The sequence below is a fragment of the Microbacterium sp. BLY genome (assembly GCF_017939615.1).
Taxonomy (GTDB): domain Bacteria; phylum Actinomycetota; class Actinomycetes; order Actinomycetales; family Microbacteriaceae; genus Microbacterium.
The window spans coordinates 353,806-379,596 of record NZ_JAGKSR010000001.1 but is presented as its reverse complement, the minus strand read 5'-3'; the positions used below and the strand labels follow the sequence as shown (position 1 = coordinate 379,596).

29 protein-coding genes and 1 tRNA gene are annotated in these 25,791 nt (G+C 71.8%); 18 read left to right on the top strand and 12 right to left on the bottom strand.

The annotated features are described in order from the left end of the window. Nucleotides 1–12: 12 nt before the first annotated feature. Complete coding sequence (radA, locus tag KAF39_RS02080) at nt 13–1,380, bottom strand: DNA repair protein RadA (protein ID WP_210675738.1); 1,368 nt, start codon at nt 1,378–1,380, stop codon at nt 13–15. Nucleotides 1,381–1,480: 100 nt separating this feature from the next. On the opposite strand from radA, the gene KAF39_RS02075 reads away from it, so the two are divergent. The 5 genes from KAF39_RS02075 to cydC are packed head-to-tail and all read left to right on the top strand — an operon-like array spanning nt 1,481 to nt 7,919. Next, a complete protein-coding gene (locus KAF39_RS02075) occupies nt 1,481–2,155 on the top strand; it encodes a metalloregulator ArsR/SmtB family transcription factor (protein WP_210675737.1) in 675 nt (224 codons plus the stop codon). Next, complete coding sequence (locus tag KAF39_RS02070; RefSeq protein ID WP_210675736.1) at nt 2,142–3,557, top strand: cytochrome ubiquinol oxidase subunit I; 1,416 nt, start codon at nt 2,142–2,144, stop codon at nt 3,555–3,557. Before KAF39_RS02075 ends, KAF39_RS02070 begins: the two co-directional genes overlap by 14 nt. Nucleotides 3,558–3,571: 14 nt before the next feature. Beyond that, entirely contained in the window at nt 3,572–4,600 is a 1,029-nt protein-coding gene (cydB, locus tag KAF39_RS02065; RefSeq protein WP_210675735.1) for a cytochrome d ubiquinol oxidase subunit II, read from the top strand. Beyond that, complete coding sequence (gene cydD / locus KAF39_RS02060) at nt 4,597–6,255, top strand: thiol reductant ABC exporter subunit CydD (RefSeq protein ID WP_210675734.1); 1,659 nt, start codon at nt 4,597–4,599, stop codon at nt 6,253–6,255. The genes cydB and cydD overlap by 4 nt, the downstream gene beginning before the upstream one ends. After that, nucleotides 6,252–7,919 carry a thiol reductant ABC exporter subunit CydC gene (gene cydC / locus KAF39_RS02055; protein WP_210675733.1) on the top strand — a complete coding sequence of 556 codons (1,668 nt, stop codon included), beginning with the start codon at nt 6,252–6,254 and terminating at the stop codon, nt 7,917–7,919. The genes cydD and cydC overlap by 4 nt, the downstream gene beginning before the upstream one ends. Nucleotides 7,920–7,922: 3 nt before the next feature. Here the strand turns inward: cydC and KAF39_RS02050 are convergent, their stop codons facing one another. Further along, nucleotides 7,923–8,705, bottom strand: coding sequence for a hypothetical protein (locus tag KAF39_RS02050; RefSeq protein WP_210675732.1), 783 nt, complete (start codon nt 8,703–8,705; stop codon nt 7,923–7,925). Between the two features lie 176 nt (nt 8,706–8,881). Between KAF39_RS02050 and KAF39_RS02045 the strand changes: the two genes are divergently transcribed. The 3 genes from KAF39_RS02045 to KAF39_RS02035 all read left to right on the top strand — a co-directional run bounded on the left by KAF39_RS02045 (nt 8,882) and on the right by KAF39_RS02035 (nt 10,963). Next, entirely contained in the window at nt 8,882–9,928 is a 1,047-nt protein-coding gene (locus KAF39_RS02045) for a hypothetical protein (RefSeq protein WP_210675731.1), read from the top strand. A 45-nt stretch (nt 9,929–9,973) separates the two neighbouring features. Further along, nucleotides 9,974–10,064: transfer RNA gene (locus KAF39_RS02040), tRNA-Ser, on the top strand. A 281-nt stretch (nt 10,065–10,345) separates the two neighbouring features. After that, nucleotides 10,346–10,963: a uracil-DNA glycosylase gene (locus tag KAF39_RS02035; protein WP_210675730.1), complete on the top strand. Its 618-nt coding sequence runs from the start codon at nt 10,346–10,348 to the stop codon at nt 10,961–10,963. Nucleotides 10,964–11,023: 60 nt separating this feature from the next. On the opposite strand, the gene KAF39_RS02030 is transcribed toward KAF39_RS02035, so the two are convergent. Both KAF39_RS02030 and KAF39_RS02025 read right to left on the bottom strand, forming a co-directional pair. Further along, a complete protein-coding gene (locus tag KAF39_RS02030; RefSeq protein WP_210675729.1) occupies nt 11,024–11,266 on the bottom strand; it encodes a hypothetical protein in 243 nt (80 codons plus the stop codon). Between the two features lie 85 nt (nt 11,267–11,351). After that, nucleotides 11,352–11,735 (bottom strand): hypothetical protein, encoded by a 384-nt coding sequence (locus tag KAF39_RS02025; protein WP_210675728.1) that lies wholly within the window; start codon nt 11,733–11,735, stop codon nt 11,352–11,354. A gap of 343 nt (nt 11,736–12,078) precedes the next feature. Between KAF39_RS02025 and KAF39_RS02020 the strand changes: the two genes are divergently transcribed. Then, nucleotides 12,079–12,390 (top strand): hypothetical protein, encoded by a 312-nt coding sequence (locus tag KAF39_RS02020; protein ID WP_210675727.1) that lies wholly within the window; start codon nt 12,079–12,081, stop codon nt 12,388–12,390. 9 nt (nt 12,391–12,399) lie between these two features. Further along, a complete protein-coding gene (locus tag KAF39_RS15875; RefSeq protein ID WP_210675726.1) occupies nt 12,400–12,738 on the top strand; it encodes an SdpI family protein in 339 nt (112 codons plus the stop codon). A gap of 146 nt (nt 12,739–12,884) precedes the next feature. On the opposite strand, the gene KAF39_RS02010 is transcribed toward KAF39_RS15875, so the two are convergent. Beyond that, entirely contained in the window at nt 12,885–13,607 is a 723-nt protein-coding gene (locus KAF39_RS02010; protein ID WP_210675725.1) for a DUF1361 domain-containing protein, read from the bottom strand. 227 nt (nt 13,608–13,834) lie between these two features. Here KAF39_RS02010 and KAF39_RS02005 point away from each other — a divergent pair, with 227 nt between their 5' ends. Further along, the gene (locus KAF39_RS02005; protein ID WP_210675724.1) at nt 13,835–14,452 is read left to right on the top strand and encodes a hypothetical protein; all 618 of its coding nucleotides are present in this window, start codon (nt 13,835–13,837) and stop codon (nt 14,450–14,452) included. Between the two features lie 28 nt (nt 14,453–14,480). Here the strand turns inward: KAF39_RS02005 and KAF39_RS02000 are convergent, their stop codons facing one another. Continuing rightward, entirely contained in the window at nt 14,481–15,170 is a 690-nt protein-coding gene (locus tag KAF39_RS02000; protein ID WP_210675723.1) for an NADPH-dependent F420 reductase, read from the bottom strand. Continuing rightward, complete coding sequence (locus KAF39_RS01995; RefSeq protein ID WP_210675722.1) at nt 15,164–15,850, bottom strand: SDR family NAD(P)-dependent oxidoreductase; 687 nt, start codon at nt 15,848–15,850, stop codon at nt 15,164–15,166. The genes KAF39_RS02000 and KAF39_RS01995 overlap by 7 nt, the downstream gene beginning before the upstream one ends. Nucleotides 15,851–15,896: 46 nt before the next feature. Here KAF39_RS01995 and KAF39_RS01990 point away from each other — a divergent pair, with 46 nt between their 5' ends. Further along, entirely contained in the window at nt 15,897–16,808 is a 912-nt protein-coding gene (locus KAF39_RS01990; protein WP_210675721.1) for a helix-turn-helix domain-containing protein, read from the top strand. Here KAF39_RS01990 and KAF39_RS01985 read toward each other — a convergent pair. The 5 genes from KAF39_RS01985 to KAF39_RS01965 all read right to left on the bottom strand — a co-directional run bounded on the left by KAF39_RS01985 (nt 16,732) and on the right by KAF39_RS01965 (nt 19,604). Further along, nucleotides 16,732–17,238 (bottom strand): RNA polymerase sigma factor, encoded by a 507-nt coding sequence (locus KAF39_RS01985; RefSeq protein ID WP_210675720.1) that lies wholly within the window; start codon nt 17,236–17,238, stop codon nt 16,732–16,734. The genes KAF39_RS01990 and KAF39_RS01985 overlap by 77 nt on opposite strands. 44 nt (nt 17,239–17,282) lie before the next feature. Further along, the gene (locus tag KAF39_RS01980; RefSeq protein ID WP_210675719.1) at nt 17,283–18,011 is read right to left on the bottom strand and encodes a hypothetical protein; all 729 of its coding nucleotides are present in this window, start codon (nt 18,009–18,011) and stop codon (nt 17,283–17,285) included. A 101-nt stretch (nt 18,012–18,112) separates the two neighbouring features. Next, a complete protein-coding gene (locus KAF39_RS01975; protein WP_210675718.1) occupies nt 18,113–18,778 on the bottom strand; it encodes a hypothetical protein in 666 nt (221 codons plus the stop codon). Between the two features lie 23 nt (nt 18,779–18,801). After that, nucleotides 18,802–19,182, bottom strand: coding sequence for a hypothetical protein (locus KAF39_RS01970; protein ID WP_210675717.1), 381 nt, complete (start codon nt 19,180–19,182; stop codon nt 18,802–18,804). Next, a complete protein-coding gene (locus tag KAF39_RS01965; RefSeq protein ID WP_210675716.1) occupies nt 19,143–19,604 on the bottom strand; it encodes a prevent-host-death protein in 462 nt (153 codons plus the stop codon). The genes KAF39_RS01970 and KAF39_RS01965 overlap by 40 nt, the downstream gene beginning before the upstream one ends. Before the next feature lie 229 nt (nt 19,605–19,833). Between KAF39_RS01965 and KAF39_RS01960 the strand changes: the two genes are divergently transcribed. From KAF39_RS01960 to KAF39_RS01935, 6 genes are all read left to right on the top strand, one after another. Further along, entirely contained in the window at nt 19,834–20,277 is a 444-nt protein-coding gene (locus KAF39_RS01960; protein WP_210675715.1) for a hypothetical protein, read from the top strand. Between the two features lie 68 nt (nt 20,278–20,345). Continuing rightward, on the top strand, nt 20,346–21,044 hold the full coding sequence (locus tag KAF39_RS01955; RefSeq protein ID WP_210675714.1) for a CPBP family intramembrane glutamic endopeptidase: 699 nt from the start codon (nt 20,346–20,348) through the stop codon (nt 21,042–21,044). Between the two features lie 62 nt (nt 21,045–21,106). Next, complete coding sequence (locus KAF39_RS01950) at nt 21,107–22,054, top strand: ABC transporter ATP-binding protein (RefSeq protein WP_210675713.1); 948 nt, start codon at nt 21,107–21,109, stop codon at nt 22,052–22,054. Then, nucleotides 22,041–22,808 (top strand): ABC transporter permease, encoded by a 768-nt coding sequence (locus KAF39_RS01945; protein ID WP_210675712.1) that lies wholly within the window; start codon nt 22,041–22,043, stop codon nt 22,806–22,808. Before KAF39_RS01950 ends, KAF39_RS01945 begins: the two co-directional genes overlap by 14 nt. Continuing rightward, nucleotides 22,808–23,476 (top strand): TetR/AcrR family transcriptional regulator, encoded by a 669-nt coding sequence (locus KAF39_RS01940; RefSeq protein WP_210675711.1) that lies wholly within the window; start codon nt 22,808–22,810, stop codon nt 23,474–23,476. Before KAF39_RS01945 ends, KAF39_RS01940 begins: the two co-directional genes overlap by 1 nt. Then, complete coding sequence (locus tag KAF39_RS01935) at nt 23,473–25,791, top strand: FtsX-like permease family protein (protein ID WP_210675710.1); 2,319 nt, start codon at nt 23,473–23,475, stop codon at nt 25,789–25,791. Before KAF39_RS01940 ends, KAF39_RS01935 begins: the two co-directional genes overlap by 4 nt.

Genomic DNA, 25,791 nt, shown 5'->3' with positions numbered 1-25,791 from the left:
CGCCCCGCCGGCTCAGAACGGAGGGATGTCGCGGTCCGGGCGGCGGGTGCTGTTGCGCGCCCTGACGTCTCCCAGCGCGGCACGCAGCGTCTTGGAGCGATCGTCGACGACCTGCTCGTAGCCGAGTCGTGCGGCTTCGGACCGTCGCTGCGCCGCCTGCGTCACCGGCCGCACCTCGCCGGCGAGACTGAGCTCGCCGACAGCGGCGACCGTGCGCGGCACCGAGATCATCTGGATGGAACCGGCCACCGCGATCGCGATGGCGAGGTCGGCGGCGGGCTCGGTGAACCGCACGCCGCCGACGGTGGACACATAGACGTCGAGGCTGCCGGTGGGCACGCCCGCGCGACGCTCGAGGATGGCGAGGACCATCGCCACGCGCGAGGAGTCGAGACCGTGCACGATGCGCCGCGGGTTCGGGGCGTTGCTCGGCACGGTCAGCGCCTGCACCTCGACGGGGAGGGCGCGGCGGCCCTCCAGCGAGATCGCGACGCAGGTGCCGGGTTCGGACGCACCCTGCGACAGGAACAGGCCGGACGGATCCGGCACCTCAGCGATGCCGTCTCCGGTCATCTCGAAGCAGCCGACCTCGTCGGTCGGGCCGAAGCGGTTCTTGAGCGCGCGGATGAACCGCAGCGACGTCTGCCGGTCGCCCTCGAAGTGGCACACCACGTCGACGAGGTGCTCCAGCACCCGCGGGCCGGCGACCTGGCCGTCCTTCGTCACGTGCCCCACGATGATGATCGGGAGGTCGCGCTCCTTCGCCACCCGGATGAGGGTCGCGGCGACCTCGCGCACCTGGCTCGGCTGACCGGCCGCGCCGTCGGTGAGGGAGGAGGAGACCGTCTGGACCGAGTCGACGATGACGAGCTGCGGCTGCACCTCGTCGATGTGGCCGAGGATGGTGGCGAGATCGGTCTCGCTCGCGAGATAGAGCTCGTCGTGCAGGGCGCCGGTGCGCTCGGCGCGCAGCCGCACCTGGGCCGGCGACTCCTCGGCGCTCGCGTAGAGCACGCGTCGTCCGCTCCGGGCCGCCTGCGCGGCGACCTCCAGCAGGAGGGTGGACTTGCCGACGCCGGGCTCGCCGCTGAGGAGGATCGCGGCCCCCGGCACGATGCCGCCGCCGAGCACGCGGTCGAACTCGCCGACGCCGCTCGTCCGTCGCGGGGCGTCCTGCGTGGTGATCTGCGTGATCGGGCGCGCGGCGCGGTCGGCGGTCGGGGCGAGGGCGTTCACGCGGCGGAGGATGCCGGTCTGCGTGGCCTGCTCCTGGACCGTGCCCCACTGCTGGCACTCGCCGCACCGGCCGACCCACTTGGCCGTCGTCCACCCGCACTCGGTGCAGACGTACGCGGGAGGAGCGGGTTTCCGGGTGGCCATGCCCCCAGGCTATCGGCGGGATCAGACATCCCTATCGACCAGGCGATTATTCACGGCCCGGGTCCCCCGGCGCCGAGCGGTTCCGGCCGATAATTGAGGCATGTCCAATGGCGGGTCCGTCTGCGGGCCGATCTCCAGCTACTCCCGGGTGCGCATCCTGCACCTCCTCTTCGAAGCCCGGCACTCCGGTGGCTCCGGGGAACTCGCGATCGCCGACCTCTGCGACGCCACGGGTCTGCACGCCAACACGGTGCGCGAGCACCTCCAGCGGCTCATCGAGGGCGGGTATGTCATCCCCACCATCGAGCACCGCACCACGCGCGGCCGCCCGCGCACGCTGTACCGCGCCGCCACCGGAGCCCCGGACGCCTCCAGCCCGGTCGCGCGCAGCAAGGCCAAGGCCGCCGCTCGTCGCGGCGACCTGCTCCGCAGCGTCCTCCCCGGCACCGCGACCGCGCTGGGGAAGGACGCCACGTACCAGCTCGACGCCCTCGTCGAGCACCTCGAGGAGAGCGGCTTCGAGCCCGTCGTGGACGACCGCGGCCTGACCGTCGACCTGAGCCCGTGTCCGCACGCCGCCGGCCGTCCGGAGGACCGCCCGATGCTCTGCCAGGTGCATCTCGGGCTGATGCAGGGCATCCTTGCAGAAGCGGGGGGACCGCTCGAAGCAGAGCATGTGCGCGAAGCAGCGCTCCCTTCCGAATGCACCGTACAGCTGCGCGACACCGCCGCGCAGGCGTCGAACAGAACGGGAGTCGCTCATGGAATGGCTTGATCCGCTCGCTCTGGCCCGATGGCAATTCGGCCTGACGACCGTCTATCACTACCTCTTCGTCCCCCTGACGATCGGGATGGCGCTGGTCGCCGCGATCTTCCAGACGGCGTGGGTCCGGACGGGCAAGGTCCAGTACCTGCACCTCACCCGGTTCTTCGGGAAGATCTTCCTCATCAACTTCGCCATGGGCGTGGTCACCGGCATCGTGCAGGAGTTCCAGTTCGGCATGAACTGGTCGGACTACTCCCGCTTCGTCGGCGACGTGTTCGGTGCCCCGCTCGCCTTCGAGGGCCTGCTGGCGTTCTTCTTCGAGGCGACCTTCATCGGCCTCTGGATCTTCGGCTGGGACAAGCTCCCGCAGAAGATCCACCTCGCCACCATCTGGTGCGTCTCCATCGGCAGCATCCTGTCGGCGTACTTCATCATCGCCGCCAACGCGTTCATGCAGAACCCGGTCGGCTACACGTACAACGAGGCGACCAACCGTGCCGAGCTCACCGACTTCTGGGCGCTGCTGACCAACCCCGTCGCTCTCGCCGCGTTCCCGCACACCATCTTCGGCGCGCTCATGTTCGCCGCCGGTGTCGTCATCTCGGTGTCCGCGTGGCACCTGGCCCGCGGGCAGCACTTCGACACCATGCGCATCTCGCTGAAGTTCGGCCTCTGGGCGATGATCTTCTCGACCGCGGGCGTCGTGCTCACCGGTGACCAGCTGGGTCTGGCGATGTACGCCGCGCAGCCGATGAAGATGGCGGCCGCGGAGGCGACGTTCAACACCGTCTGCGGCGCCGACGCCTCCTTCAGCATCTTCACGCTGGGGACGCCGGACGGCAGCTCGGAGCTGTTCTCGATCCGGGTGCCGTACCTGCTGTCGCTGCTGTCGACCCACACGCTCGACGCGTGTGTGCACGGCATCAACGACCTCAACGCCGAGTACGCCCAGACCTACGCGAGCACCGGCCTCACCGACTTCGCCCCGGTCCTCTGGATCACGTACTGGTCGTTCCGCTGGATGATCGGCCTCGGCATCGCCGCCGCCCTCGTCGCCGTCGCCGGCCTCTGGGTCACCCGCAAGAAGGCCACGAAGCCGGTCGCGCCGTGGATGTGGAAGGTCGCCATCTGGTCGTTCCCGCTCGCGCTCGCCGCCAACATCATGGGCTGGGTGTTCACCGAGATGGGCCGACAGCCGTGGATCGTGTTCGGCCTGATGTCCACGCGCGACGGTGTCTCGCCCGGCGTGACCGGCGTCGAGGTCCTGATCTCGCTGATCGCCTTCACCGCGATCTACGCCGCGCTGGCCGTGGTCGAGGTCAAGCTGATCGTCAAGGCCGCCCAGAAGGGGCCGGACACCGACGAACAGCCCCATGAGGAGACGGCTCAGCTGCCGTCGGTCGTGTACTGAGAGGAACGAGCATCATGGATCTCGCAACGATCTGGTTCTGGGTGGTCGCCTTCCTGTTCGTCGGCTACTTCGTCCTCGACGGGTTCGACTTCGGTGTCGGCATGTCGCTGCCGTTCCTCGGCAAGGACGACGTGTCGCGCCGGCAGGTCATCAACACGATCGGTCCCGTGTGGGACCTCAACGAGACGTGGGTCATCGTGGCCGGGGCGTCGTTGTTCGCCTCGTTCCCCGAGTGGTACGCCACGCTGTTCAGCGGGTTCTACCTGCCGCTGCTGCTCATCCTGCTCGCGCTCATCCTCCGCGGCGTCTCGTTCGAGTACCGGCATCAGCGGAAGAGCCGGCAGTGGAAGCGCGGCTTCGACCGGATGATCGTGATCGGCTCGGTCGTCCCGGCGCTGCTCTGGGGCGTCGCATTCGGCAACATCGTGCAGGGGGTGGCGATCGATGAGAACCACATCTACGTCGGCGGCTTCTTCTCGCTGCTCAACCCGTACGCGCTGCTCGTCGGCGTCACGACCCTCCTCCTCTTCTTCCTGCACGGCGTGCTGTTCGTCGCGCTGAAGACGGACGGCCAGGTGCACGAGGACGCGCGGAAGCTCGCGAAGAAGGCGGCCCTCCCGACGATCCTCGTCGCAGCCGCGACGGTGATCTGGACGGTCGCGATCGCGATGGGCCGCGAGGCGCCGTTGCTCTGGCTGGTCATCGGGGCCGGTGCGCTCGCGGCGGTCAGCCTGATCGCGGCGGTCGGCTTCTCGCTCGTGCGCCGCGACGGGTGGGCGTTCGTCGCCGGCATGCTCACGGTCATGTTCGCCGTCGTCATGCTGTTCTCCGCGCTGTTCCCGTTCGTGATGCCCTCGACGATCGACCCGGCGTACAGCCTGACGATCGCCAACGCATCGAGCACTCCGTATACGCTGCAGATCATGAGCTGGACCGCGCTGATCGCCCTGCCGTTGGTCATCGCGTACCAGTCGTGGACCTACTGGGTGTTCCGCAAGCGCGTCACCCGCCGGTCGATCGAGGGGGCTCCGGCGCACGCGTGAAACCCGTCGATCCGAGGCTGCTCCGATACGCGGCCGCCGCCCGGGGATTCCTCCTGGCGTCGGCCGCGATCGGCGTCTTCCAGACCGCGGTGACGATCGCCTTCGCCTGGCTGCTCACCGAGGCGATCGTCGGGGCGATCGCCGGGCGCGACGTCTCCGTCACGCTGCTCTGGCTGCTGGCGACGGCGCTGCTGCGGGGGCTGCTCATCGCCGCCTCCGACGCGGCGGGCACGCAGGCCGCGGCCCGCACCGGCATGCAGCTGCGCGCGGCCCTCGTCGCGGCGGTCGGGCGGCTCGGGCCCGGCTGGCTCGCGCAGCGCAACCAGACGGCGATCGCCGTCACCGCCGGCCACGGGCTGGAGGCCCTGGACGCGTACTTCGCGCGGTACATCCCGCAGCTGGTCCTCACCGTCATCGCGACGCCCGTGCTCGTCGCCGTCATGTGGTGGCAGGACTGGCCGAGCGGACTGACGGCCGTCATCACCCTGCCGCTCATCCCGCTGTTCCTCATCCTCATCGGCATCGCGACCCGCACGGTGCAGAAGAAGCAGTGGCAGACGCTGCAGCACCTGGCCGCCCGCTTCGCCGACACGGTGCAGGGGCTGTCGACGCTGCGGCTGTTCGGCCGGGATCGTCGCGCCGCCGACCGCATCGAGGTGACCGCCGACGAGTACCGCCGCGAGACGATGAAGGTGCTCCGGTTCTCGTTCCTCTCCGGGTTCGCGATGGAGCTGCTGGCCTCGCTGGCGGTCGCGCTCATCGCCGTCGCGGTGGGGTTCCGGCTGCTCTCGGGCGACCTGACCCTCGAGGTCGGGCTCTTCGTGCTGCTCCTCGCGCCCGAGGCCTTCCTCCCCATCCGCCAGGTCGGTGTGCAGTTCCACGCGGCCGCCGAGGGTGTCGCGGCCACGGAGGACGTGTTCGACGTGCTCGATGCGGCGCGCGACCGGGACCGCAGCGGGGCGCGCCGGCACGATCCCGGTACGGATGCACGACCGAACCCCGCGGAATCGGCTGACAGTCGTGTCGGGGTCGTGCAGGCGGGACGGGAACTCGTGGTCGAGGGACTCCGCGTGCGAGACCTCCCGCCGGTGTCGTTCGTCGCGGAGCCGGGGACCGTGACCCTGATCGAGGGGCCGAGCGGCTCCGGAAAGTCGAGTCTGCTCGCGGCCCTCCGCGGCGCGGTGGATTACACGGGGACGGCGACCTGGGGCGGGCGGGACGTCGCCGCGCTCGCGCCGTCCGACTGGCTCGCCTGGGCTGGGCAGGCGCCGGGGCTGCTGCGCGGCACGGTGGTGGAGAACGTCGCCCTCGGCGATGCTGCTCCCGACCTCGCCCGTGTGCGCCGGGCGCTCGACGCCGCGTGCGCGGAGGGGATCGACGCCGACCGCGTTCTCGGTGTGCAGGGCGCGGGGCTGTCCGGCGGGCAGGCGCAGCGCGTCGCGGTGGCCAGGGCGCTGTACCGGCACGACGACGGCGCGGCGCGGGTGCTCGCGCTCGACGAGCCCTCCAGCGCCCTCGACCCGGAAACCGAGGAGCGCCTCTGGCGGTCGCTGCGGCAGCGCGCCGACGCCGGAGCGGTCGTCCTCCTCGTGTCGCACCGTCGCTCGGCGCGGGAGATCGCCGACCGGATCGTGGCGCTGGGGGTGAGTGCATGACCGCGACGACGCGCAGCGAGCGGGTCCGCGACGTGCTCCGGCTCGCGCAGCCGCCGTTCCGCCGATTCCTGCCCGGACTGATCTGGGGGGTGCTGTCGGCGGCCGCTGCGGTGAGCCTCCTCGCCGTGAGCGGCTGGTTGATCGTGAGCGCGTCGATCGTCGACTCGCTCGTGCCGCTGTCCATCGCGGTCGTCGGGGTGCGGTTCTTCGCGGTGACCCGCGCCGTCACGCGGTATCTGGAACGACTGAGCGGGCACGACGCCGCGCTCCGGCAGCTCGCGACCACCCGCTCCGACATGGTGCGCCGGCTCATCCCGCTCTCGCCCGCCGGTCTCGGCGCGACCGACCGGGGGCAGGTGCTCGCGGCGCTCGTCGATGACGTGGAGAACCTGCAGAACCTCCCGCTCCGGGTGGTGCAGCCGCTCGCCGTCTCGGGCGTCGTGGCCCTCGGGGCCGTGGGCTTCCTCGCCTTCGTCTCGCCGCCCGCCGCGCTGACCCTCGCCGTCTGCCTCCTCGTCGCCGCGCTCGCGGCCGTCGGGCTCGGCTGGGTCTTCGGCTCGCGCGCGGAGGCCGCGGTGTCCGCCCGACGGGCCGAGGTGTCCGCCGCCCTGGTCGACTACTTCGGCAGCCTCGACGTCCTGCTCGCGTTCGGTGCGGAGGCGCAGGCCCGGGAGCGGGTCCGCGTCGCCGACGCAGCCCTGCGCCGGGTCGTCGGCCGGGCGTCGCTCGCACAGGCCGTCGCCGCCGGAGTCGTGTCGCTGATGGCCGGCGTCGCGTCGGTGTGGGCGCTCGCCGTGGCCGCGCCCGGCCTGAGCACCGGGGAGATCGATGCGCCGTGGCTCGCGGTCGCGGTGCTCGTGCCGATGGTCGTGTTCGAGGTCTTCGGCGCCGTCCCGATCGCCGCGGCCTCGTGGCGCAGCGTCCGTGCGAGCGCGGAGCGCATCGTGGACGTGCTCCCCGACCGGATGCCGCCGGAGCTGCGCACCGACGCGGGGGAGGACCGGGAGGTCGACGGCGTGCCCGCCCTCACACTGCGCGGTGCCACGGCGCACTGGCCCGGGGGCGCGCCGGCGTTGCGCGGCGTGGACCTCGACCTCGCGCCGGGCGAGCGGGTGCTCGTGTCCGGAGCGAGCGGCGCGGGCAAGAGCTCGCTCGCCGCCGCGCTCGTGGGCTTCCTGCGCGTCGACGGCGAGTACCGGATCGACGGCATCGACGCCGCCACCCTGTCCGGTCCGTCGCTGCGGCGCATCGTGGGACTGTGCGAGCAGCACCCGCAGCTGTTCGACGAGGACGTGCGGCAGAACCTCCTCTTCGCGAAGGACACCGCCACGGACGACGAGCTGCTCGCCGTGCTCGACCGGGTCGGGCTCGCCGGGTGGGTGCGCGAGCGTGGCGGACTCGATGCCCGCGTCGGAGACCGCGGTGCCTTGGTGTCGGGCGGACAGGCGCAGCGGATCGCGCTGGCTCGCGCGCTGCTCCGGGGGTTCCCGGTGCTCGTGCTGGACGAGCCGACGGCGGGCGTGGATCCCGAGGCGTCGGACGTCCTGCTGCGCGACCTGCTGCGGGCGACGGGGGAGCAGTCGGTGCTGCTCATCTCGCACGTGGCGCCGCCCGCGGGGACGGTCGACCGGGTCGTGCGGATCGAGGGCGGCCGGACGGTCTGAGTCTCAGCCGACGAGGTTCATGTCGGCGGGCGGCTCCATCACGATGCCCTGCGCCTCGAACGCGCGACGGCGCTCCTCGATCCGGCGGTGCATCTCGACCTGGGCCTCGTCGACGAGCCGCGGATCGAGGTCGACGGTCGGCGGGTGCGGGTCGCCGTGGTGCGCGGCGATGTACGCGTCGAGCTCGGGACCGCTGGTCCAGGAGGTGATGAGCGCATACCGCGGGCCGGTGCCGCGGTGCCACACGGCATGCCAGAAGCGCTGCGTGTCGACGATGATCCGGGAGCCGGCGCGCAGTGGCAGCCGGACCTCGGTGGCCGGGTCGAACCGGGCGGAGCGGAGGATGAGCATCGAGTCGGTGTCGTCGGTGAGGTTGTAGTACCCGCGGACCACCCAGCCGGTGCCCGGCTCGTTCAGGCGGTTGTTGTCGTCCTGGTGCAGGTTGTAGATCGCGTCGGCGTAGTCGTTCGGCTGGAGTTCGATCACGCGGCAGCGACCGATGCCGGCACCGGGTGCCAGCGCGCGTCGCTGCAGGGTCGGGGCGACGGCGACCTGCGACGGGATCCAGACGCCGTCCTTGTCGGTGCGCGGCGGGGTGTGGTTCCAGAAGCCGTTGCAGTCGATCTCGCCCGCGTAGCTCGTCAGGGGCGCGAAGCGGGTGATGCCGGAGGAGCGCCAGCCGACGTACTCGAGGTCCTGCCACTCGGACGGGTCCACCGGGGTGGCTTCGTCGTCGAGGACCACGTATCCGGTCTCGGCGAGCGCCGCGGAGGTGATGAATCCCATGCTGCTGCATCCTTCCCGTCGTTCTGCCCCCGGAGGCGGCGGGTTCTTAGGTAATCCTAATCCCGACCGCCCCTCCGCCGACCCACCCCCTTGCGTGTGTCCCACCCCCTTCCGGTCGCACGCAGAGGGGTGGCTCGGCCGGAAAGGGGTGGGTCGGCGAGGGATATTCTGAGGGCATGACGCAGCCCCAGGGTGCCCTTCTCGTGGGCAGTGTGAACTTCGACGACGCAGAGACCACGATGCGCACCGCCGCGGAGCTGCTCGGCGACCGCCTGCGCCGCATCCCGGACGGCGAGGTCGGCAAGCGATTCCACTGGATCATGTTCCAGCCCGACGTCATCGGGCAGGCGGACGGCATCGAGCGGATCGGCGACGAGCCCATCCCGTTCCCCGCCGGCATCGACGCCCGGGGCCTGCGCATCGCCGAGGGCGTCGACCCCGCGACGATCGCGCTGCCGCCGCTGGGCTATGCATCGGCCGCGATCGAGTCGTACGGGCTCTTCGCCCGGCTCCGGGAGGAGGGCGTGGTGCCGGCGGGCACCCGGTTCCAGGTGTCGCTGCCCACCCCGCTCGCCGTCATCGCCTCGTTCTTCCACGGCGACGACCGGGCCGCGATCGAACCCGTCTACACCGCCGCCATGCTCCGGGAGCTCGACGGGATCCTCACCTCGATCCCGCACGACGACCTCGCGGTGCAGTGGGACGTCGCCAGCGAGATGGGCATCATCGAGGGCGCCTCCGGCTACGGCGCCGTCATGGAAGCGTGGTGGCCCGGCGACCCGTTCGACGGCCTCGTGTCGCGTCTCGCCGCGCTCGTCGACGCCGTTCCGGACGACGTCGAGGTGGGCGTGCACCTCTGTTACGGCGACGCGGGGGAGAAGCACTTCTTCGAACCGGCCGACGCCGGCACCCTCGTCCGTTACGCCAACGCCGTGATCGCGGCGTCCCACCGCACACTCACCTGGCTGCACCTCCCCGTGCCGATCGGCCACGACGACGCGGCGTACTTCGCCCCGCTCGCCGACCTCACGCCCGTCGACGAGCTCTACCTCGGCCTCGTGCACCGGGAGGACGGTGCGGACGGCGCGCGTCGCCGGATCGCCGCCGCGGCGCCGTTCGCGCCCGCGTTCGGCGTCGCGACGGAGTGCGGCATCGGCCGCGCCCCCGCCGGGTCGACCGACGGCATCCTCCGCGCCCACGCCGAGGTCGCCGCTGCCTGGTGACCCGCCGATTCGCGCGGTCGGCCCCGGTGTCGTAAACTGATCCGCGGTGACGTGTCCGAGCGGCCGAAGGTGCAACTCTCGAAAAGTTGTGTAGGGTAACCCCCTACCGTGGGTTCAAATCCCACCGTCACCGCCATGGAAACCCCCGAGAAATCGGGGGTTTTTCCGTATCTGGGGCGGGGCGTGGTGCATCTTTGGTGCCGATTTCGAGCGAGCGCCGCGGGGGACCTCTCAGAACCGGGTGCAATTTGGAGCCCAACTCTCTCCGTCGCCTCGAGGGTCCCTGCTCCCGTTGAAAGTGACGGGGATGCGGGCTTCGTTGTTAAGTGCGCACCTGGAACCCGTATGCTCACGCTCATGGCTCCTCGACCCCGCTGGTGGCACACGCTTTGATACGGTCGGGTCATGCCGAGGCGGATGGCCCTGAAGTCGTTCCGAGACCAGCAGTGGGCGGACCGCTATGCGCCGCACATCGCACCCGTCAACGAGTACGTCGACGAGTTGCGCGAGATGGGCCGAGGCTGGGCACCGTACGTCGCGCCGCTGCATGGCGGTGTCGAGGCGCGGGTGCTCAGCATCCTGCGCGATCCGGGGCCCGCGACTCAGGATGAGGTCGGCAGCGGTTTCATCTGCGTGGAGAACGACGACGGCAGCGCAGAGCTGCAGTCGATCCTGCTTGAGGCGGCGGGGATCTCGCCTTTCGAGCTGCTGCCGTGGAACGCCTACCCCTGGTACATCAACCGCAAGCCGAAGGCGTCCGAGCTTGATGCCGGCGTCGAGACGATCCTGCATCTGCTGGAGCTCGCGCCGAAACTGGAGGTCGTGCTGCTGCAGGGCGGTGACGCCGATCATGCGTGGCGCCGGCTGCTGCGCATCGCACCGGGTGTCGAGCGCGAGGGTGGGCTTACGGTGGTGCGCACGTTTCATCCGTCGCCGCAGGCGCTGTTCGTTCGCGACGTAGACGTGCGGGCCGCACGAGTGGCGCGTCGCCGCGAAGCATTCGGAGAGGTGGCGGCGCTGCTGTCTGGGGGTTGAGCTACCGCCCGAGCGGGCGATCGCGTCGTCCTGCGCGGCCAGGACGGTGCGCGATTCGGTCTATGAGTAGGTCAGACCGAAGAACGTGGAACCGAGCATGAGGGTGATCACGGCGACGACGGCACTGGCCGCGCGCAGGCCCGCCGGCCCTCGGCGGGCGGCCACGACTGCGGAGGCGAGGGCGGCGATCATCGTCGCGAAGCTGGCGTATCGGATGGTGAGTTCCGGCGCCGCCCAAAGCGTCGCGAGGGCCGCAAAGATAGCGAGCGCGACTGCGAACGCGGGGAAGGCAGCACGGCTCATAGACCGTCCCCGCGGGTGATCGACCGTCGCCTGGTGCTCTGACACGCTCATGGACCATCCCGTCTGTGGTCGACCGACTGTCCCGTCAGCGTCTCATCTCGGCGGCAGGCGCGCAACGTTCGCGGTACTCCTTCTCATAGCAGCGGGAGAAGATGAAGTCCGCCTTGATCTCTTCTCGCGTCATCGATTCGACGTCGAGGAGCGCCCAGTCGGCGTTGTCGCGGTGGGCGAACGCTCCGGCGTAGAGGTCTTCGACACCGGTGCATGCGTCAAGGATCGGGTCGACGAGCGCTGCGAACTGCGCGGACTCGTCCGCGAGCATCGCATCGAGGGCGACTTGCTCTTCGTCGGAGACAACACCGTCAGAGTAGATCGCGTCGTATTCCGGCCCGAACAGAGGGTGTGTCTCGTAGTGCTGGTTCATCGCGGCGCTCAGTGGCCGCCAGCGGCCCATTTTCGTCGCCGCCATCGGAGCCGGTGCGTGTGGAGCACCCGCAGGGGGTGGTGGCGGGACAGGCATTGATGGCACAGCTGAGCTCCTTCGGCAGTCACCCTCATCTCACACGTCGAAACTACGACGCCGAGAGCCGTTCGCGTTCTCCTGGTGGGAGGACCCAGCATCGGTGGAGGCAAGACCACAGTGTGGCTGCGCGCCGGCTTGAGCCTGGTCTTTCAGTACTTCCGGAGCCGCCTCCCGTCGATGATGCGCGCTTCCTGAAAGAGATCGCGGGGCGTGTTCGTCGTCGCGAAGTCGCGACGTGAGGTCGGTGGCCCTCACGACTGGTCGGGGCTCCGCTGATACCGTCGAGAGCATGTTCGTCGTCGGAATCGTCGCGGCAGTCGCCGGGATCGTGCTGTTCCACACAGCGCTTTCGCGCACCATTCGAGCGAACGAACTGACGCCGATCCCGTTCGGGAAACGCCCGCGAGTCTCGCCGCGCGGATCCGCGACGATGCGGGGCATCGGTGCGGGGCTGATCGTGCTGGGGGCCGTGCTCGTCGCCAGCGAGAGTTGGCAGTGGGTGATGATGATCGTCCTCGCTGGGCCCGCAGCGGCTTGCGCCGTGTTGGCGCTGCACAATCGCCGTGTCGCTCGCGCTGGACGCTCGGATGTGGCTTCGTAGGCTGTGCCCGTGGAAGTGATCGCAGCGGTGCTCCCCGTCCTGCTTCTGGTGACCGGGATCGTGGTCGAGCTCGCCGCGCGGGGGGCTCTCCGTCGCAATCCTCTTGCGGGCATCCGCACGGTTGCGACCATGCGGAGCGACGCTACGTGGGCTGCCGCTCACCGGTCCGCGTCGGCCGTCGTCTGGGGCGGATTCGCTGCGAGCGTGGTCGCGGCCGTCGTGTCGTTCGCGGGTGGTGTGATCGTGTCGACAGTCGGAGCGATCGCGGCTGCCATCATCTTCGTCCTCACCGCGGTGATCGCACTCGTCGTCGCGAACCGCGCAGCGAGGGCGTCGACGTCGTCCTAGACGTGGCCCGGCTGGATCACCATCTCGCCTGCCGTGAGCGCGCGATTGATCTCCTACAGCGATCGCCACGGGTGACGCTTCAGCGGGTGAGGAGCGGGTCTGCGGGTGAGGGAACGCTCGTCAGCGGGCAGCTCTGCCGTGGTCGTTCACGAAGCCTCCAGGGTTTGGCGCAGCTCTCCGATGGACACCAGCCCGTCGAGGAGCGGGCCGGCCGTGACCAGGTAGATGAGCGCGAGGAACACCGCGTACGTGAGGGTGAATCCGGCGCAGGCCAGCAGGTTTCCCGGGGCGCGGAAGTGCGTGGTGAGCTTCGTGACGAACGCGGCGGGGTGCCGCAGGTCCCAGCTGTTGAAGCGGGGGTACCGGCCGAGGTACATGCCGAATCCGAGGAGAAGCAGCACGACGCCGACGGCCCCCAGCGGGCCGGCCCGCAAGAGGTCCTCTGCGCTGTCCGTGCGGTAGACGGATAGGCCGACGATGATGTGCACGAGGAGGACGTTGACCACGGTGTTCATCACTCCCGACATCGCCAGCGTGATCACGAGGATGATGTCGTACCAGAGTGGGACGGGGTCGTCGGGTCGGCGGTGGGACTGGTTCAGCTCGGTGATCAGGTAGCTCGCATTCGGCAGCAGGAGCAACCAGATGATGCCCGTCACGGCGAGCACTGCGAAGCCGACCGGTCGTGCGAAGAGCAGGAGGACGAGGCCGATGCCCCCGCCGATCAGCAGGACGAGCACCGGCAGGATCGAGAGGAAGATGTTCCACAGCATGGGCCGGTACAGCGGGGTGCGGTACACCGGCGCGCGCAGCAGGATGAGGAGGACCGCGTAGGCGTTCAGCAGCACGATGCCGAGAGAGAAGAGCACGGTCACAGCATTGCAGTACACGGGTCGATTCGGTGCGGCCGAGGCGGACGGCGAGACGCCCGCGCCCGCATTCCGGAACGGGCGGGGGAGCGTGTCCGCCGAACGGCCGACAGACGAACCGGGGGAGGCGACGTAGCGTCGGAGAAGGCGGAGGGTCCGCCGGGAGAGGTCTCCGTGAAGGTATGCGATCGATGACACCGATGCCCGGGAACCCGTGGCCCCCTGACATGACGATCACCATCGAGGACCGCCCTCACGTGCTGCTCGAACTGCTGTGGATCCGGGAGGCGCACCGGCTGGACCCGGTCGGCGCTGCCCTCCCGCCGCTCCTGGTGGATCGGCCGGAGGCCGCGTCGCGTCCCGTCGACGACGCGACCCGTGAGCGCTGGTCGGCGGGATGGCACCGCATCTGGGACGACGCGGTCGCCCACGCCGCGACCGAGCCCGACCCGGCGCTGTTCGACCGTGCGCTCGACCTGACGCTCAGCCCCGGCGAACGGGCCACGCTGCTCGCTCAGCTCACAGGCCCGACGGCCCAGGAGGAGTTCGGGACGGAGGTGCTCGACGATCCGGCCTACCGTGCGTGGGAGCGGCGCGGCTCCGAGGCGCACCTCGCCACCCACCTGCGGACGATCGCGGACAGCCCGGAACACCGGAACGTCGCGACGCTGGCCGACGCCTGGCGCCGCGGGCTCGTGAGGGTGGTGACGCTGCCGTGCCGGGGGACGTACGTCCGCGAGATCGGCTCCCGCGCTCTCCTCGTCACCGACGACGTGCGGAATGACGCCGCGTCCTACCGCACGGCGCTGGACTCCTTCGGGCGGGATTCCTCGCCGCGCCGGTGAGCGCCCCGACGTCGGCCCCGAGCGGCGCTCACCCGGCAGCGCCGGCCAGTGCCAGATTCCTCCGGAGCTGCGCGCGGGTCTGCCCGTCGACGGACGGCGCCCACATCGGAGTGCCTGGGGCGCTGCGCCAGGACTCGGCGAGCGGACTGTTGTCGACGGCGTCGAATCCGAGGTCGTCGTACAGCCTGGTGACGAACGCGACGGCCTCGGGGTGGTCGCTCGAGACGACGAGAGCGCTGCGGTCGCGTGCGCCGCGCGGGCGCGCGAGCCGGACCAGGGCCGGCACGGCGTCCTCCGGCGTTCGCGCCGGGACCCGACCGTGAAACTGCACGTGGCTGAACGCCTTCACGACCAGGGACTGCGGGAGCTGCCGTTGCCGGAGTTCCTGGATGGTCGCCGCTCCGGCGTCGACCTCGGGGAACCTCCCGTCGCGCCAGGGCATGTAGTTGTTGTTGTCGATGACGATCTTCCCCGCCAGCTCGGCGGCGGGCAGCCGGTGGTGGGGCGCGTAGGGGAAGGCCAGGAACGCCACGTCCGCCGCCTCCGCGGCCTCCTCGGCGGTCGCGGCGCGCGCTCGCGGCCCGAGGTCTCCGACCAGCGCGCGGAGGGTGTGCGGGCCGCGGGAGTTGGCGATCACGATGTCGTACCCGGCGCTGATCGCCGCTCGCGCGAAGACGGAGCCCGCCTGCCCCGCGCCGAGGACCCCGATCGTCACCACGGCAGCACGCCGTTCTCGTCGCGCAGCGTGCCCGTCGGGGCGCTCGCGCCGAGCGTCGCCAGCTCCACCACCGCGCGGGCGCTGTCTTCGACGGGGCGCCCGCCCTCGAAGCCGGCGGTCATGTCGGTGGCGGTGTACCCGGGTTCGATGGCGTTGATCCGCATCTCCGGGTGGGCCTTGGCGTACTGCAGCGTGAGCATCGTCGCCGCCGCCTTGGACGCCGCATACACCGCGTTGGTGAGGTGGTACTCCGGCCGCTCCGGGTCCGTCACCGCCCCGAACGACCCGGCACTGCTGGACACGGTCACTACGGTCGGGACCGCCGCCGCGCGGAGGAGGGGGAGCGCCGCCTCCGTGACGCGCACCACGCCGACGGCGTTCGTGTCGAACGCACGCAGAGCCAGCGGCCCGTCCACGGGATCGAACTCCTGGACGCCCGCGTTGTTGATGAGGATGTCGAGCCGGCCCTCCTCGTCCGCGATCCGGCCGAGGGCCTGCGTGACCGACGCGTCGTCGGTCACGTCGAGGGCAACGACGCGCGCCCCGATCCGGGACGCCGCCGCGTGGCCGTGCGCGCGGTTCCGCGCGCCGACGTAGACGACGTGGCCGCGCTCGGCCAGCTGCCGGGCCACCTCGAAGCCGATGCCCCTGTTCGCCCCGGTGACGAGCGCAACACCCATGGAATCCTCCTGAAATACCTTCATCGCAACAGATGTTGACGAGCGTATGAACGCCGACAGCCACCGACCAGGACCCGGATCGACCGGGGTCCTGGCAGACCCCCCTCCCGCGGACGCCGGACACCCGCCCCGCACGACGCGGCCGGCGCGCGACAACCGCCTGGGCGCCTACCTCCGCGCCCGCCGCGATCAGGTCACTCCCGCTCAGGCGGGGATCGTCGCTCCGGGCGGGCGACGCGTCCCGGGGCTCCGCCGCGAAGAGGTCGCCCTGCGCGCGGGGATCAGCGCGGACTACTACCTCCGGCTCGAACGGGGGAAGGACCGCACCCCCTCCACGCAGGTGCTCGACGCGCTGGCGCGGGCCCTGCGTCTCGATAACGATGAGGCCGCGTACCTGCGAGCGCTCGCCGCGGACCCGCCCGTCGTGCTCCCGCGCCCGTCGGTCGAGGAGGTGCCGCGGACCGCGCTCGACCTGATCGAGGCGCTGGAGCATCCGGCGTACGTCGAAGACGCCGCCCTCACCGTCCTCGCCGCGAACACGGCGGCCCAGGCACTCAACCCGCGCCTGCGACCGGGCCGCAATCAGCTGCGCGACCTGTACCTGGACCCCGACGAGCGGGCGATGCACCCCGAGTGGGAAGGGGTCGCCGCCTGCCTGACGGCGAGCCTCCGGTACGCCCTCGGGGCCGCGGACGACCCGCGCCTCGCGGAGCTGACGGCGGAGCTCTCGCGGGCGAGTGCGACGTTCCGACGGATCTGGGCGCGACACGACGTCCGTGCGCAGCGCGGCGCCGTCATCCGCCTCCTCCGGCCCGGAGGCGGCGCGCAGGCCTTCACCCGCGAGCAGCTCCGCCTCAACGGGACGGACGGGCTCACGCTCGTCATCTACTCTCCCCGAGCATCGTCCGAAGACGGGCCCGCGCCCGCGAGTACCGGGCCCGGGCGGCCTCCGGGCTGACCTTCATCACGCGCCCCGCATCGGCCACGCTAAGCCCCTCCCACGCGACCAGCAGCACGATCTCGCGATCCTTGACCGGCAGCCGCGCCAAGGCCTCCCGCAGTTCGACGTCGAAGCCGGGCTCCGGGACGACGATCTCGCGCGTCTCTGCTCGCAGCCGATCGGCGAGGGCGTTGTGGCGATGCCCGCGGCGGCGGTCGGCGAGGAGCACCCGGCGGGCGATGCCGAAGGCGAACCGCCGGGCCTCTTCGTGATCGTCCGGCAGGGCGCGCACCTTCCGCCAGAGCACGAGCAGCGTGTCGGCGGTCGCGTCGGCCGCCCGCTCCCGGTCGTCGAGTCGGTTCACGAAGTATCCGACCAGGTCCGGGATGAGGTCGCGCACGAGGACCTCGACCCGGCGCGCCGCGTCGGCCTCGGTCGGTGCGGTCATGGCAGTGCGGAGAGGATCGGTCGTGCGAGACACCTCGGCGCCCGTCACCGGACGTCCTCGAGGATCGTCGCGATCAGCGCCGACCGGTCGGTGCCGTCCCAGAAGGGGGCGCCGTCGAACTGTGCGAAGGCGCGCGCGGCCTCGGCGTCACCGTCGGCGACGGCCCGCAGGAACGCCGCATCCTGCGCCATGACCCCGCCCCCGTCCGTGGCGACGAACGCCGTCCAGTCCAGGGAGGCGACGAGCACCTGCGACGCCTCCGTCATCCGTGCCGTGTCGCCGTCCGGGTGGGCGTGGAGCCACTCCGACAGCCAGCCGAGGCGGACGGCCCTCTCGATGTCACGGCGCAGACCCACCTCCTGGCGCAGGGCCGGAGTCTGGGCGTCGACCACCTCGTCGATCACGCCCGCCCGTGTCTGACCGGGAGCGAGGGGCAGGTCGTCGGGGAAGACGGTGTCGAGGTAGTCCGCCAGGTCCGGCGCCGCGGTGTCGATGAACTCGCTGTTCTCGATGACCTCGGTTCCCTCGCTCGTCCACCCCGACTGGGCGAGGAACGCCTGGACGCTGCTGGCGACGGTAGGCCCGGCCGTCACCGCCCCGATCCCGAGGGCGACCGCCCCCGCGGCCGTCGCGAACGCGAAGCGGTGCCGCCGACGACGCGCGTGATCACGCGTCTCCCGGGCGAGCATCGCCGCCGTCGCCGACCGGATCTCGGGCGTGGGGCGGCGCGCGGCCTGCAGCCGGGTATCGAGGTCTCTGTCGGTATCGGTCATGATCGCTCCGCATCGTGCATCGTCAGGGTCCATTCATGACAGACATGTCCCGTCGAGGGCGAACCGTGACACCGACGGACGAAGTCCGTCCGGACCGGGCGTCAGGCGGCGCGCGAGCGGTCGCCGTCGTCGCCGAGGACCGGGACGCCCCAGATCCGCGCCGCGTCGGCGACGAGACGGTCCATCCCGTCGGGCGTCTCGCGGCGGAGCGCTGCGCCGTCCCTGGTCACCGGCACCGGGATCAGAGCCTGCTCGGCTCCGTGGGAGACGACGAGCACGAAGGTCGGGTACCAGAAGGCACCCTCCTGGAGGCCGCCCGTGGTCACGCCCCGGATGCGGTCGCGGGGCACGCGGTACGCGGTGAGGAGGCGCGCGCCGCCGCGGATCAGCCGGAACCCGGAGGGGTCGATGACCCCCGTGGGGCTCGACGTCAGGAGGCCGCGCGGGGCGTCGCCGAGCCCGAGCGCGGGGATCGCGCGCGACAGGAACGCGGCGACCCCGTTCAGGGCATACGAGCCGAACACCCGGGCGTGCGGCTCCCGCTCCTGCAGCGCCCTCCGCTGGGCGCGCTGCAGCCGCGGGATCCGTCCGAGCACGATCCACACGATCAGTCCGGCCAGCACCACGCCCGTCACGAACACCAGCAGGGTCGCGCCGGGGGACTCGCCGTCGACCAGCGGACGCACGAGCGCCGCCCAGAGGAAGAGCACCGTCAGCAGGACGGCGACGACGACCACCAGTCTGTTCGCGGGCGGGTTCTGGCGCACGGATGCTCTCCTTCGGGACGCGGTCACTTGGTCTGATTGGGGTGCGCGGTGTGCACCTGCTCGAGGAACACGGTCTGCCCGTCCACGAAGAACCAGATCCGTGCGTCACCCTGGCGGGTCGGCTTGTGCTGCCAGCGCACATGATCCCTACCGCGGTAGGTGACGACGCCGAGTTCGCCCTTGAGCGGGTAGTTGCTCGGCGTCCGCTCCGTCGGCGTTCGGACGAGGAAATCCCACGAGTCGGTCAGAGGCCCGAGGATCGTGGCTTTCAGGTCGCGCCACCCCTTCTCCGCGCCGGTGGAGGCGAACACGATCGAGTACTCGGACTTCTTGATCGGTCGCGAGACCGCGTTGCCCTTCGGCACTAGCTCGGACGCTCCGTCGGCAGCTCCTCTTCGAGCCATTCGACGGGAGCCGCGGAGAGCCCGGCGGCGATCGCGGCCGCGGTCTCGCGCCAGGACGTCAGCTCGGCGACCGCGAGGTGAGCCTGACCAGTGGAGAACGAGGCGCGGGCGGCGTCGACGAGATCCTTCGCGCAGGTCTCGCGGTCGGCTTCTCCGAGGGCGCGCATCCACTCGAACTTGCGCGTCATGCGGGAGCCGAGGGTGCCCTCGTCATCGAGCGTCACCGTGAGGAGATCTGCGGCGAACTGCAGCAGCAGCGCGCGAGAGTCCGCCTCGTCCTGAGACATCAGGACCAGGGGGCCGCCGTCGCGCCGGGTGATCTGGACGGGGTGTTCCTCTGCTTCCGCGAAGACGTCCGCCGAGTGCTTGCTCAGATCCGACGATCGTCTGGTCGTGGTGCGGCCGTCATGGAGGAGGGACATGCCCTCATCTTATTCGGAACGTATTCGGAAGTCCATGCGCAGCCACTCGTGCGGAGTGCGGTAGCGGGTCGCGGCTGCGCCGCCCCGAGGATGACTCCGACGACCGGCCGGGCGCACGTCGTCGGTCCGTGCGGGGGACCAAGGTCTCTGGCACCGCTCCCGCGGAGCGTGCAGGGTGTGAGACGAGCAGAGCGAGCGCGACCGTTCGGATCGCGGGGGGAGCGATGACATGAGGCGCAGGAACGATGCCCGTGACGGCCGCGCGCGGCGCCGCGCCATCGCGGTCGCGGCGTCCGGCGTGCTCCTGGCCGGCCTGCTGATGGCGGTTCCGGTCGCCTCCGCGCACGCTCGTGTCGGCGACGAGGCCCCCGTGGTGGAGGTGGAGCTCGAACCGGACACGGAGGTGCGCATCACCTGTTCCGAGGCTGACGAGGCATCCGCGGCGGAGACGGAGGCACCCGCCGCGGTGCGCGTCACCGGTGAGGCGGCCGCGGCCGTGGTCACGTGCCCCGGCGGTGCGATCGACGCCGTGCTGATCGACGATGCCACGGCCTCGTCCGCCGCGGGGCGCACTCCCGAGGGTGGCCTCCGGTTCGACCTCCTCCTGGCGGGGGTCAGTGCCGCTCTCGTCGGGATGTGGGCGCTCGCCGTTCGCCGCCGGGGGCGCGTCTAGCGACTCACCGGGGCTTTCCCCGGTACCCCCGGCTGGAGCATCACGGGCGGCTCGGGGAGGATGAGGGCATGACGGACGGAGCGAAGGCGGTGGCCGCCTCGCCCCGACCCTGGACGATCGGGGTGTTCCTCGCCCTCTACGCGGCGCTCACGGTGTGGATCATCGTCGGTCGCGACATCGCCGACGCGTCGGTGTTCGCCGCGGTGAAGAACGCGGGCTACGCGGGCCTGGCGCTCGGGGGCGGCTGGGCGTTCCGGGCCGGCATCGCCCGGAGTTGGCGGACGACCCGCTCCCGGCCGCTCCTGGCCGCGGGGGCGGTGCTGCTGGCGCTCGCGCTGATGGGGGTGGCGTCGGCGGTGAGCCAGGGGGTCCTCCTCCTCGTCGCGGCCCCTCCCGCCGGGGCGAACCAGGCGGCGATCGCGGCGGAGGTGCTCGCGGCGTCGTCGTCGTTCGTCGACGGGCTGCTCTTCGTGGGGGTAGGCGGTGTCGCGGCACCCATCGTGGAGGAGCTGGTGTTCCGTGAGGTCCCCCTCGCCCCGCGTCGCGGGCGGATCGGGACTGCCGTGGCGTTCGCGGTCTCCTGCCTCGTGTTCGGCGGCATCCACCTGCGGGGAGTGGACGAGTGGCCGCTGGCGATCCTCTACGTGGGGTTCGCCGTCGCCCTCGGCGCCGCCTACCTGGTGTCGCAGCGCAACCTTCTCGTGACGATCACCGCCCACGTCCTCTGGAACGGGATCGGTCTGGGGTTCCTCCTGGTGACGGGCTGAGCTGGGGCGTCCTTGCCGTCGTCCTCGAGTTACTCTACAGTGTAGATATACCGAGGAGGACGATGAACGACGCACGGCTGCACCTGCAGGGCATCCACCGATCCTTCGGAGGGAGGCAGGTCCTCTCCGGGGTGGACCTCTCCCTCCTGCCCGGGGAGATCCTCGGCCTGCTCGGGCCCAACGGCGCCGGGAAGTCGACCCTCATCGCCATCGCCGACGGCTCGCTCGCCCCCGACTCCGGTACCGTGACGGTCGACGGCATCGACCTCGCCACGCACCGTGCGACGGCGGCCCGTCGGATCGGCAGCGCACCCCAGCGGCTCGGCGTGTACCCGACGCTCACCCTGCGGGACAACGTCGAGGGGTTCGCGCGCCTCCACGGTGTGCGCGGGCGGGCCCTGCGCACCCGCAGTGCCGAGGTGATCGCGTCGCTGGGGCTCACCGACCACGCCGACGTCCGCGCCGACCGGCTCAGCGGCGGCCAGCAGCGCCGTCTCCACCTCGCGATGGCCCTCACCCACCGCCCGCGCCTGCTGTTCCTCGACGAGCCGACGGTCGGGGCCGACGTGGAATCGCGTCGACAGATCCTCGACCTGGTGCGCCGGGTCGCCGCCGACGGCGCGTCCGTCGTCTACACCACCCACTACCTCACCGAGCTGGAGCAGCTGCCCGCGCGGATCGCGCTCCTGCACCGCGGCGCTCTCGTGGACCTCGGCGACGTGCGCGCACTGGTCGCGGCGCGGGGTGGCACCCGCCTCACCGTGCACCTCGGTGCGGACGTCGCGGCACCGACCGGGTGGGAGGCGCACGACGGCCGGCTCGTGAGCACGTCGCCCCGGGCGCAGTCCGGCGCGCTGCTGGCCGAGCTGCTCGGCGCGCTCGGAGAGGACGCGCGATCGATCACCGAGGTGCAGTTCCCCCGCGAGAGCCTCGAGAGCGCCTATCTGAACCTCCTCGCGGACGCGGGGACGACGCCGGCCGGAGCGGAGGTGCCGCATGCTGCGGCATAGTCTCGCCGTCGCCGCGATCGACGCGCGGATCCTCACCCGCGACCCGTCGCCCGTGATCGTCATGACCGTCCTCCCGCTGTTCTTCATCCCGTTCTTCGCCCCGGGCGCCCAGGCGCAGCTGGTGGCGGCGGGGTATCCCTCCGCCGTCGGCGTCGACTACGCGGTGCCAGGGCTGGCCGTCCTGTTCGCACTCCTGTGCGTCCAGCAGGTGGTCACGGCCTTCTTCCGCGACGACCAGTGGGGCACCGGCCCGCGACTGCGGATCTCCCCGGCGCGCGGCGCCGACATCCTCCTCGGGAAGTCGATGACGGCGTTCGCCGCGCAGGTCGCGCAGTTCCTCGTGGTGCTGCTCGGCGGGGCGCTCCTGTTCGGCTATCGCCCCGGGGGCTCGCTGCTCGGCATCCTGCTCGTGCTCGTGGCGTTCTCGGCGGCGATGATCGGGTTCGGGCTCCTGCTGGTGGCCGCCTCCCCGTCGTTCGAACTCGCGATGGTCGTCGGGAACGTCGTCGCGATGCTCATGGCCGGCATCGGCGGCGCGTTCGGACCGGTGGAGACGCTGCCGGAGTGGATGCAGGCCGTCGCCCCGATCTCCCCGGCCTACTGGGCGCTGCACGCCCTGCGGGTCCTCAGCCTGGAGCACGGCGGTCTGCCCGACGCGCTCGGCCCGGCGCTCGTCCTCTTCGGCTACACCGCCGCGTTCGGACTGGTCGCCGTCGCCCTCTTCTCCCTCCGCCGCCGGAAAGGACACCGATGATGAGCCCTCGACCCCCGCGCATCTCCCGCGACGACGTGCTGTCGGCCGCCCGCGACCTCGTCGACGAGAACGGCGTCGACTGGCTCACGATGCGTCGTCTCGGGGCGGCCCTGCACGCCGACCCCATGACGGCGTACCGGCACTTCCCCGGCAAGGCGGAGCTCGCGGCGGCGCTCGCCGACCAGTTCTGGATCGAGCTGCCGCTCCCCGACGCGCCGACGACCACGGACTGGCGAACGTACGCCGCGGAGCTCATGCGGACGATCCGGCGGACGCTCGCCGCCCACGCCGGCCTCATCCCGATCGTCGCCACCCACCCGATCACCTCGCCGGCCGCGCTCGCCGTCGCCGACCGGGCCATCGGGGCGATGATCGAGCGCGGCGCCCCGCTGGACCCCGCGCTCGGCGATCTCGTCAACGTCCTCGTGATGACGACCGTCGCCTCGGCGATGGGGGAGTTCAGCACTCCGGCCGGCGCCGAGTCCGAGGGGGCAGGCGCGGGCGCGGCCGGCGGCGGCTCCGAGGAGGAGGCCGCGCTCCTCGCCGCCCTCCCGAACCTGGGGCGCCTCCTCGCCGCGGGGTGGGCGTCGTCGCCCGAGCGGCAGTTCGAGGAGGGCATCCGTGCGATCCTCCAGGGCTGGTCGCTCCCGTCCTCCCCGGCATCGTGACGGCGCTCGCGGCGTCCGGCCGGATGATCCTCGCGCGCATCCGGCGGAACCCGCTCAGCAGCGTCTCGCTCGTGCTGCTCATCGCGATCAGCGCGGCGACCGCCGGTGCCGGCGTCGCGACCCTCCAGTCGGCTGTCGGGGAGACCGAGCGCCTGTTCGCCGACGCCGCCGGACCCGACGCGGTGCAGATGCACGTGGGCGCGGTCGACCCGCAGGCCCTCGACGCGTTCGCCGCGCAGCACCCGGACCTCGTGGAGGACCACCAGACGCAGGTCGCGCTCCAGCTCGACAACCTCGACCTGCGCCTGCAGGGCACCTCGGACGCCGCGCGCGACGGCGTGATGGACCTCCTGCTCGTCACCCAGAACCCGCGCTTCGACTTCCTCGTCGATGCGGACGGCGCCCCCGCGCGCGTCGGCGAGGGCGAGATCGGCGTGCCCACGTACTACGCCGAGGCGTACGACCTCGTCCCCGGCGACGAACTCGCGATCGTCGCGCAGGGGGAGGCCCGCACCTTCACCGTGTCGCAGATCGTCCGGGACGCGCAGATGGGGCCGGGCCTGGTCAACTCGAAGCGACTCCTCCTCTCCGCGTCCGACTGGGCGCAGCTCGCGGAAGTGCTCCCGACCGAGCACATCCTCACCTTCCGTCTGGCGGAGGGAGCGGCCGACCGCTTCGCGGACGCGTACCGGCTCGCCGACCTTCCCGCCAACGGCGCCGCTGTCGACGGGAGCCTGCTGCGGCTCATCGCCGGGCTGACGGGCGGCCTCGTCGCCGCGCTCGGCATCGTGGTGAGTCTCGGGCTGCTCGCCATCGCTCTGCTCTGCCTCCGGATCATGGTCCTCACGGCCCTCGAACAGGACGCCCGGCGGCTCGGCGTGCTCCGGGCGATCGGCTTCTCCCACCGCGAGGTCTCCCGGACCCTGCTGGGCGGATACGCGGCCCACGCGGCCGTCGCGCTCCTCATCGCCGGAGCCGCCGCGCTTCCTCTCGCCGCCCTCCTCCGTCCCGGTGACGCGCCGCCCGCGACCCCGTCCCCGGCCGCGCTCGCCGCTCCGGCCGTCGCCGTCGTCGTCGCCGGTGCGATCCCCGTGCTGTTCGCCGCTCTCGTGCTGCGCCGCGTGCGGCGGATCAGCCCGCTCGTCGCGCTCACCCGGCCCGCGATCGCGCGCCGTCGCCCGCGCCGGCTGCGTCCGCTGCGCTGGGATCTCCCGGTCCCGCTCGGCGTCCGGCTCGCGGTGCGCGAACTCACCGCGCGGAAGGCGACATCCGTGCTGCTCGTCGCGATGGTCGGGTTCGCCGTCGCCCTCGCCGGGCTGCCGCAGCGGATGACCCAGACGATGGAGGCGCCCGAGTTCGTCACCACGATGGGGGTCGGGCAGAGCGATCTCCGCGCCTTCCTCCGCGGCGGAGGTGAGGAGGGTGCGGGGGCGGACCTGACTCGGGCGCTGAACGACGACCCTGACGTCGACCGCCTCGCGACCACGACCAGCTTCCGCATGACCCTCGTCACCGCGACGGGTGCGGAGGCGATCGCCCTCGAAGTGGGCGACACCTCGGTCTTCCCGGTCACCTACGTGCGCGGCGGGGCGCCGGCGGAGGGCGACATCGCGCTGTCGACGCTCGCCGCGCAGAACGCCGCCGCCGACATCGGCGAGATCGTCGAGGTGGGGCCGGCGGGGGACACGCGCCCGCTCCGGCTCTCCGGCATCTACAACGACATCACCAACGGCGGGCGATCGGGCAAGACCGTCGCGTGGACCGGCGACCATGGCACACCCCTGTGGGAGACCGTCATGCTCGACCTCCGCGCCGGGGTGGACCCGACGGTCAAAGCAGCGGAGCTCGCCCGCGCCCATCCGGCCGCGTCCTTCACGGACGTCGAGCGGTTCGTGCGATTCACCCTGGGCGACACCATCCGGGCCCTCTCGGTGGCGGCGAGCGTCGCCGGCGCGGCGGCCGCCGCGGTGCTGCTCCTGGTGTTCGCGCTGCGGGGACAGCTGGAGGCGGCGCGCGACGCGTCCGACCGGCGTCTGCGGCGCACGCTCGGCGCGACCGCGGCGGAGATCCGTGCCGTCGTGCTGATCCGGGCCGCGGGCATCGCGGGTGCCGGGTTGCTCGTCGGCGTCGTCGTGACGGAATCCCTCGGTCCGGCGGTGCTGGGCCTCGGGCTGGCCTCCGTCGGCGGCGGCACGACCGCGCTCGCCGCCGCGAGTCCCGCCGCGCTGCTCGCCCCCGCCGCCGTCGCGGCGGCCGCCGTCCTCGGCAGCGCGCTCGCCGCGCTGCCCCGTCCCGCCCTCCTCGACGAAAGCTGA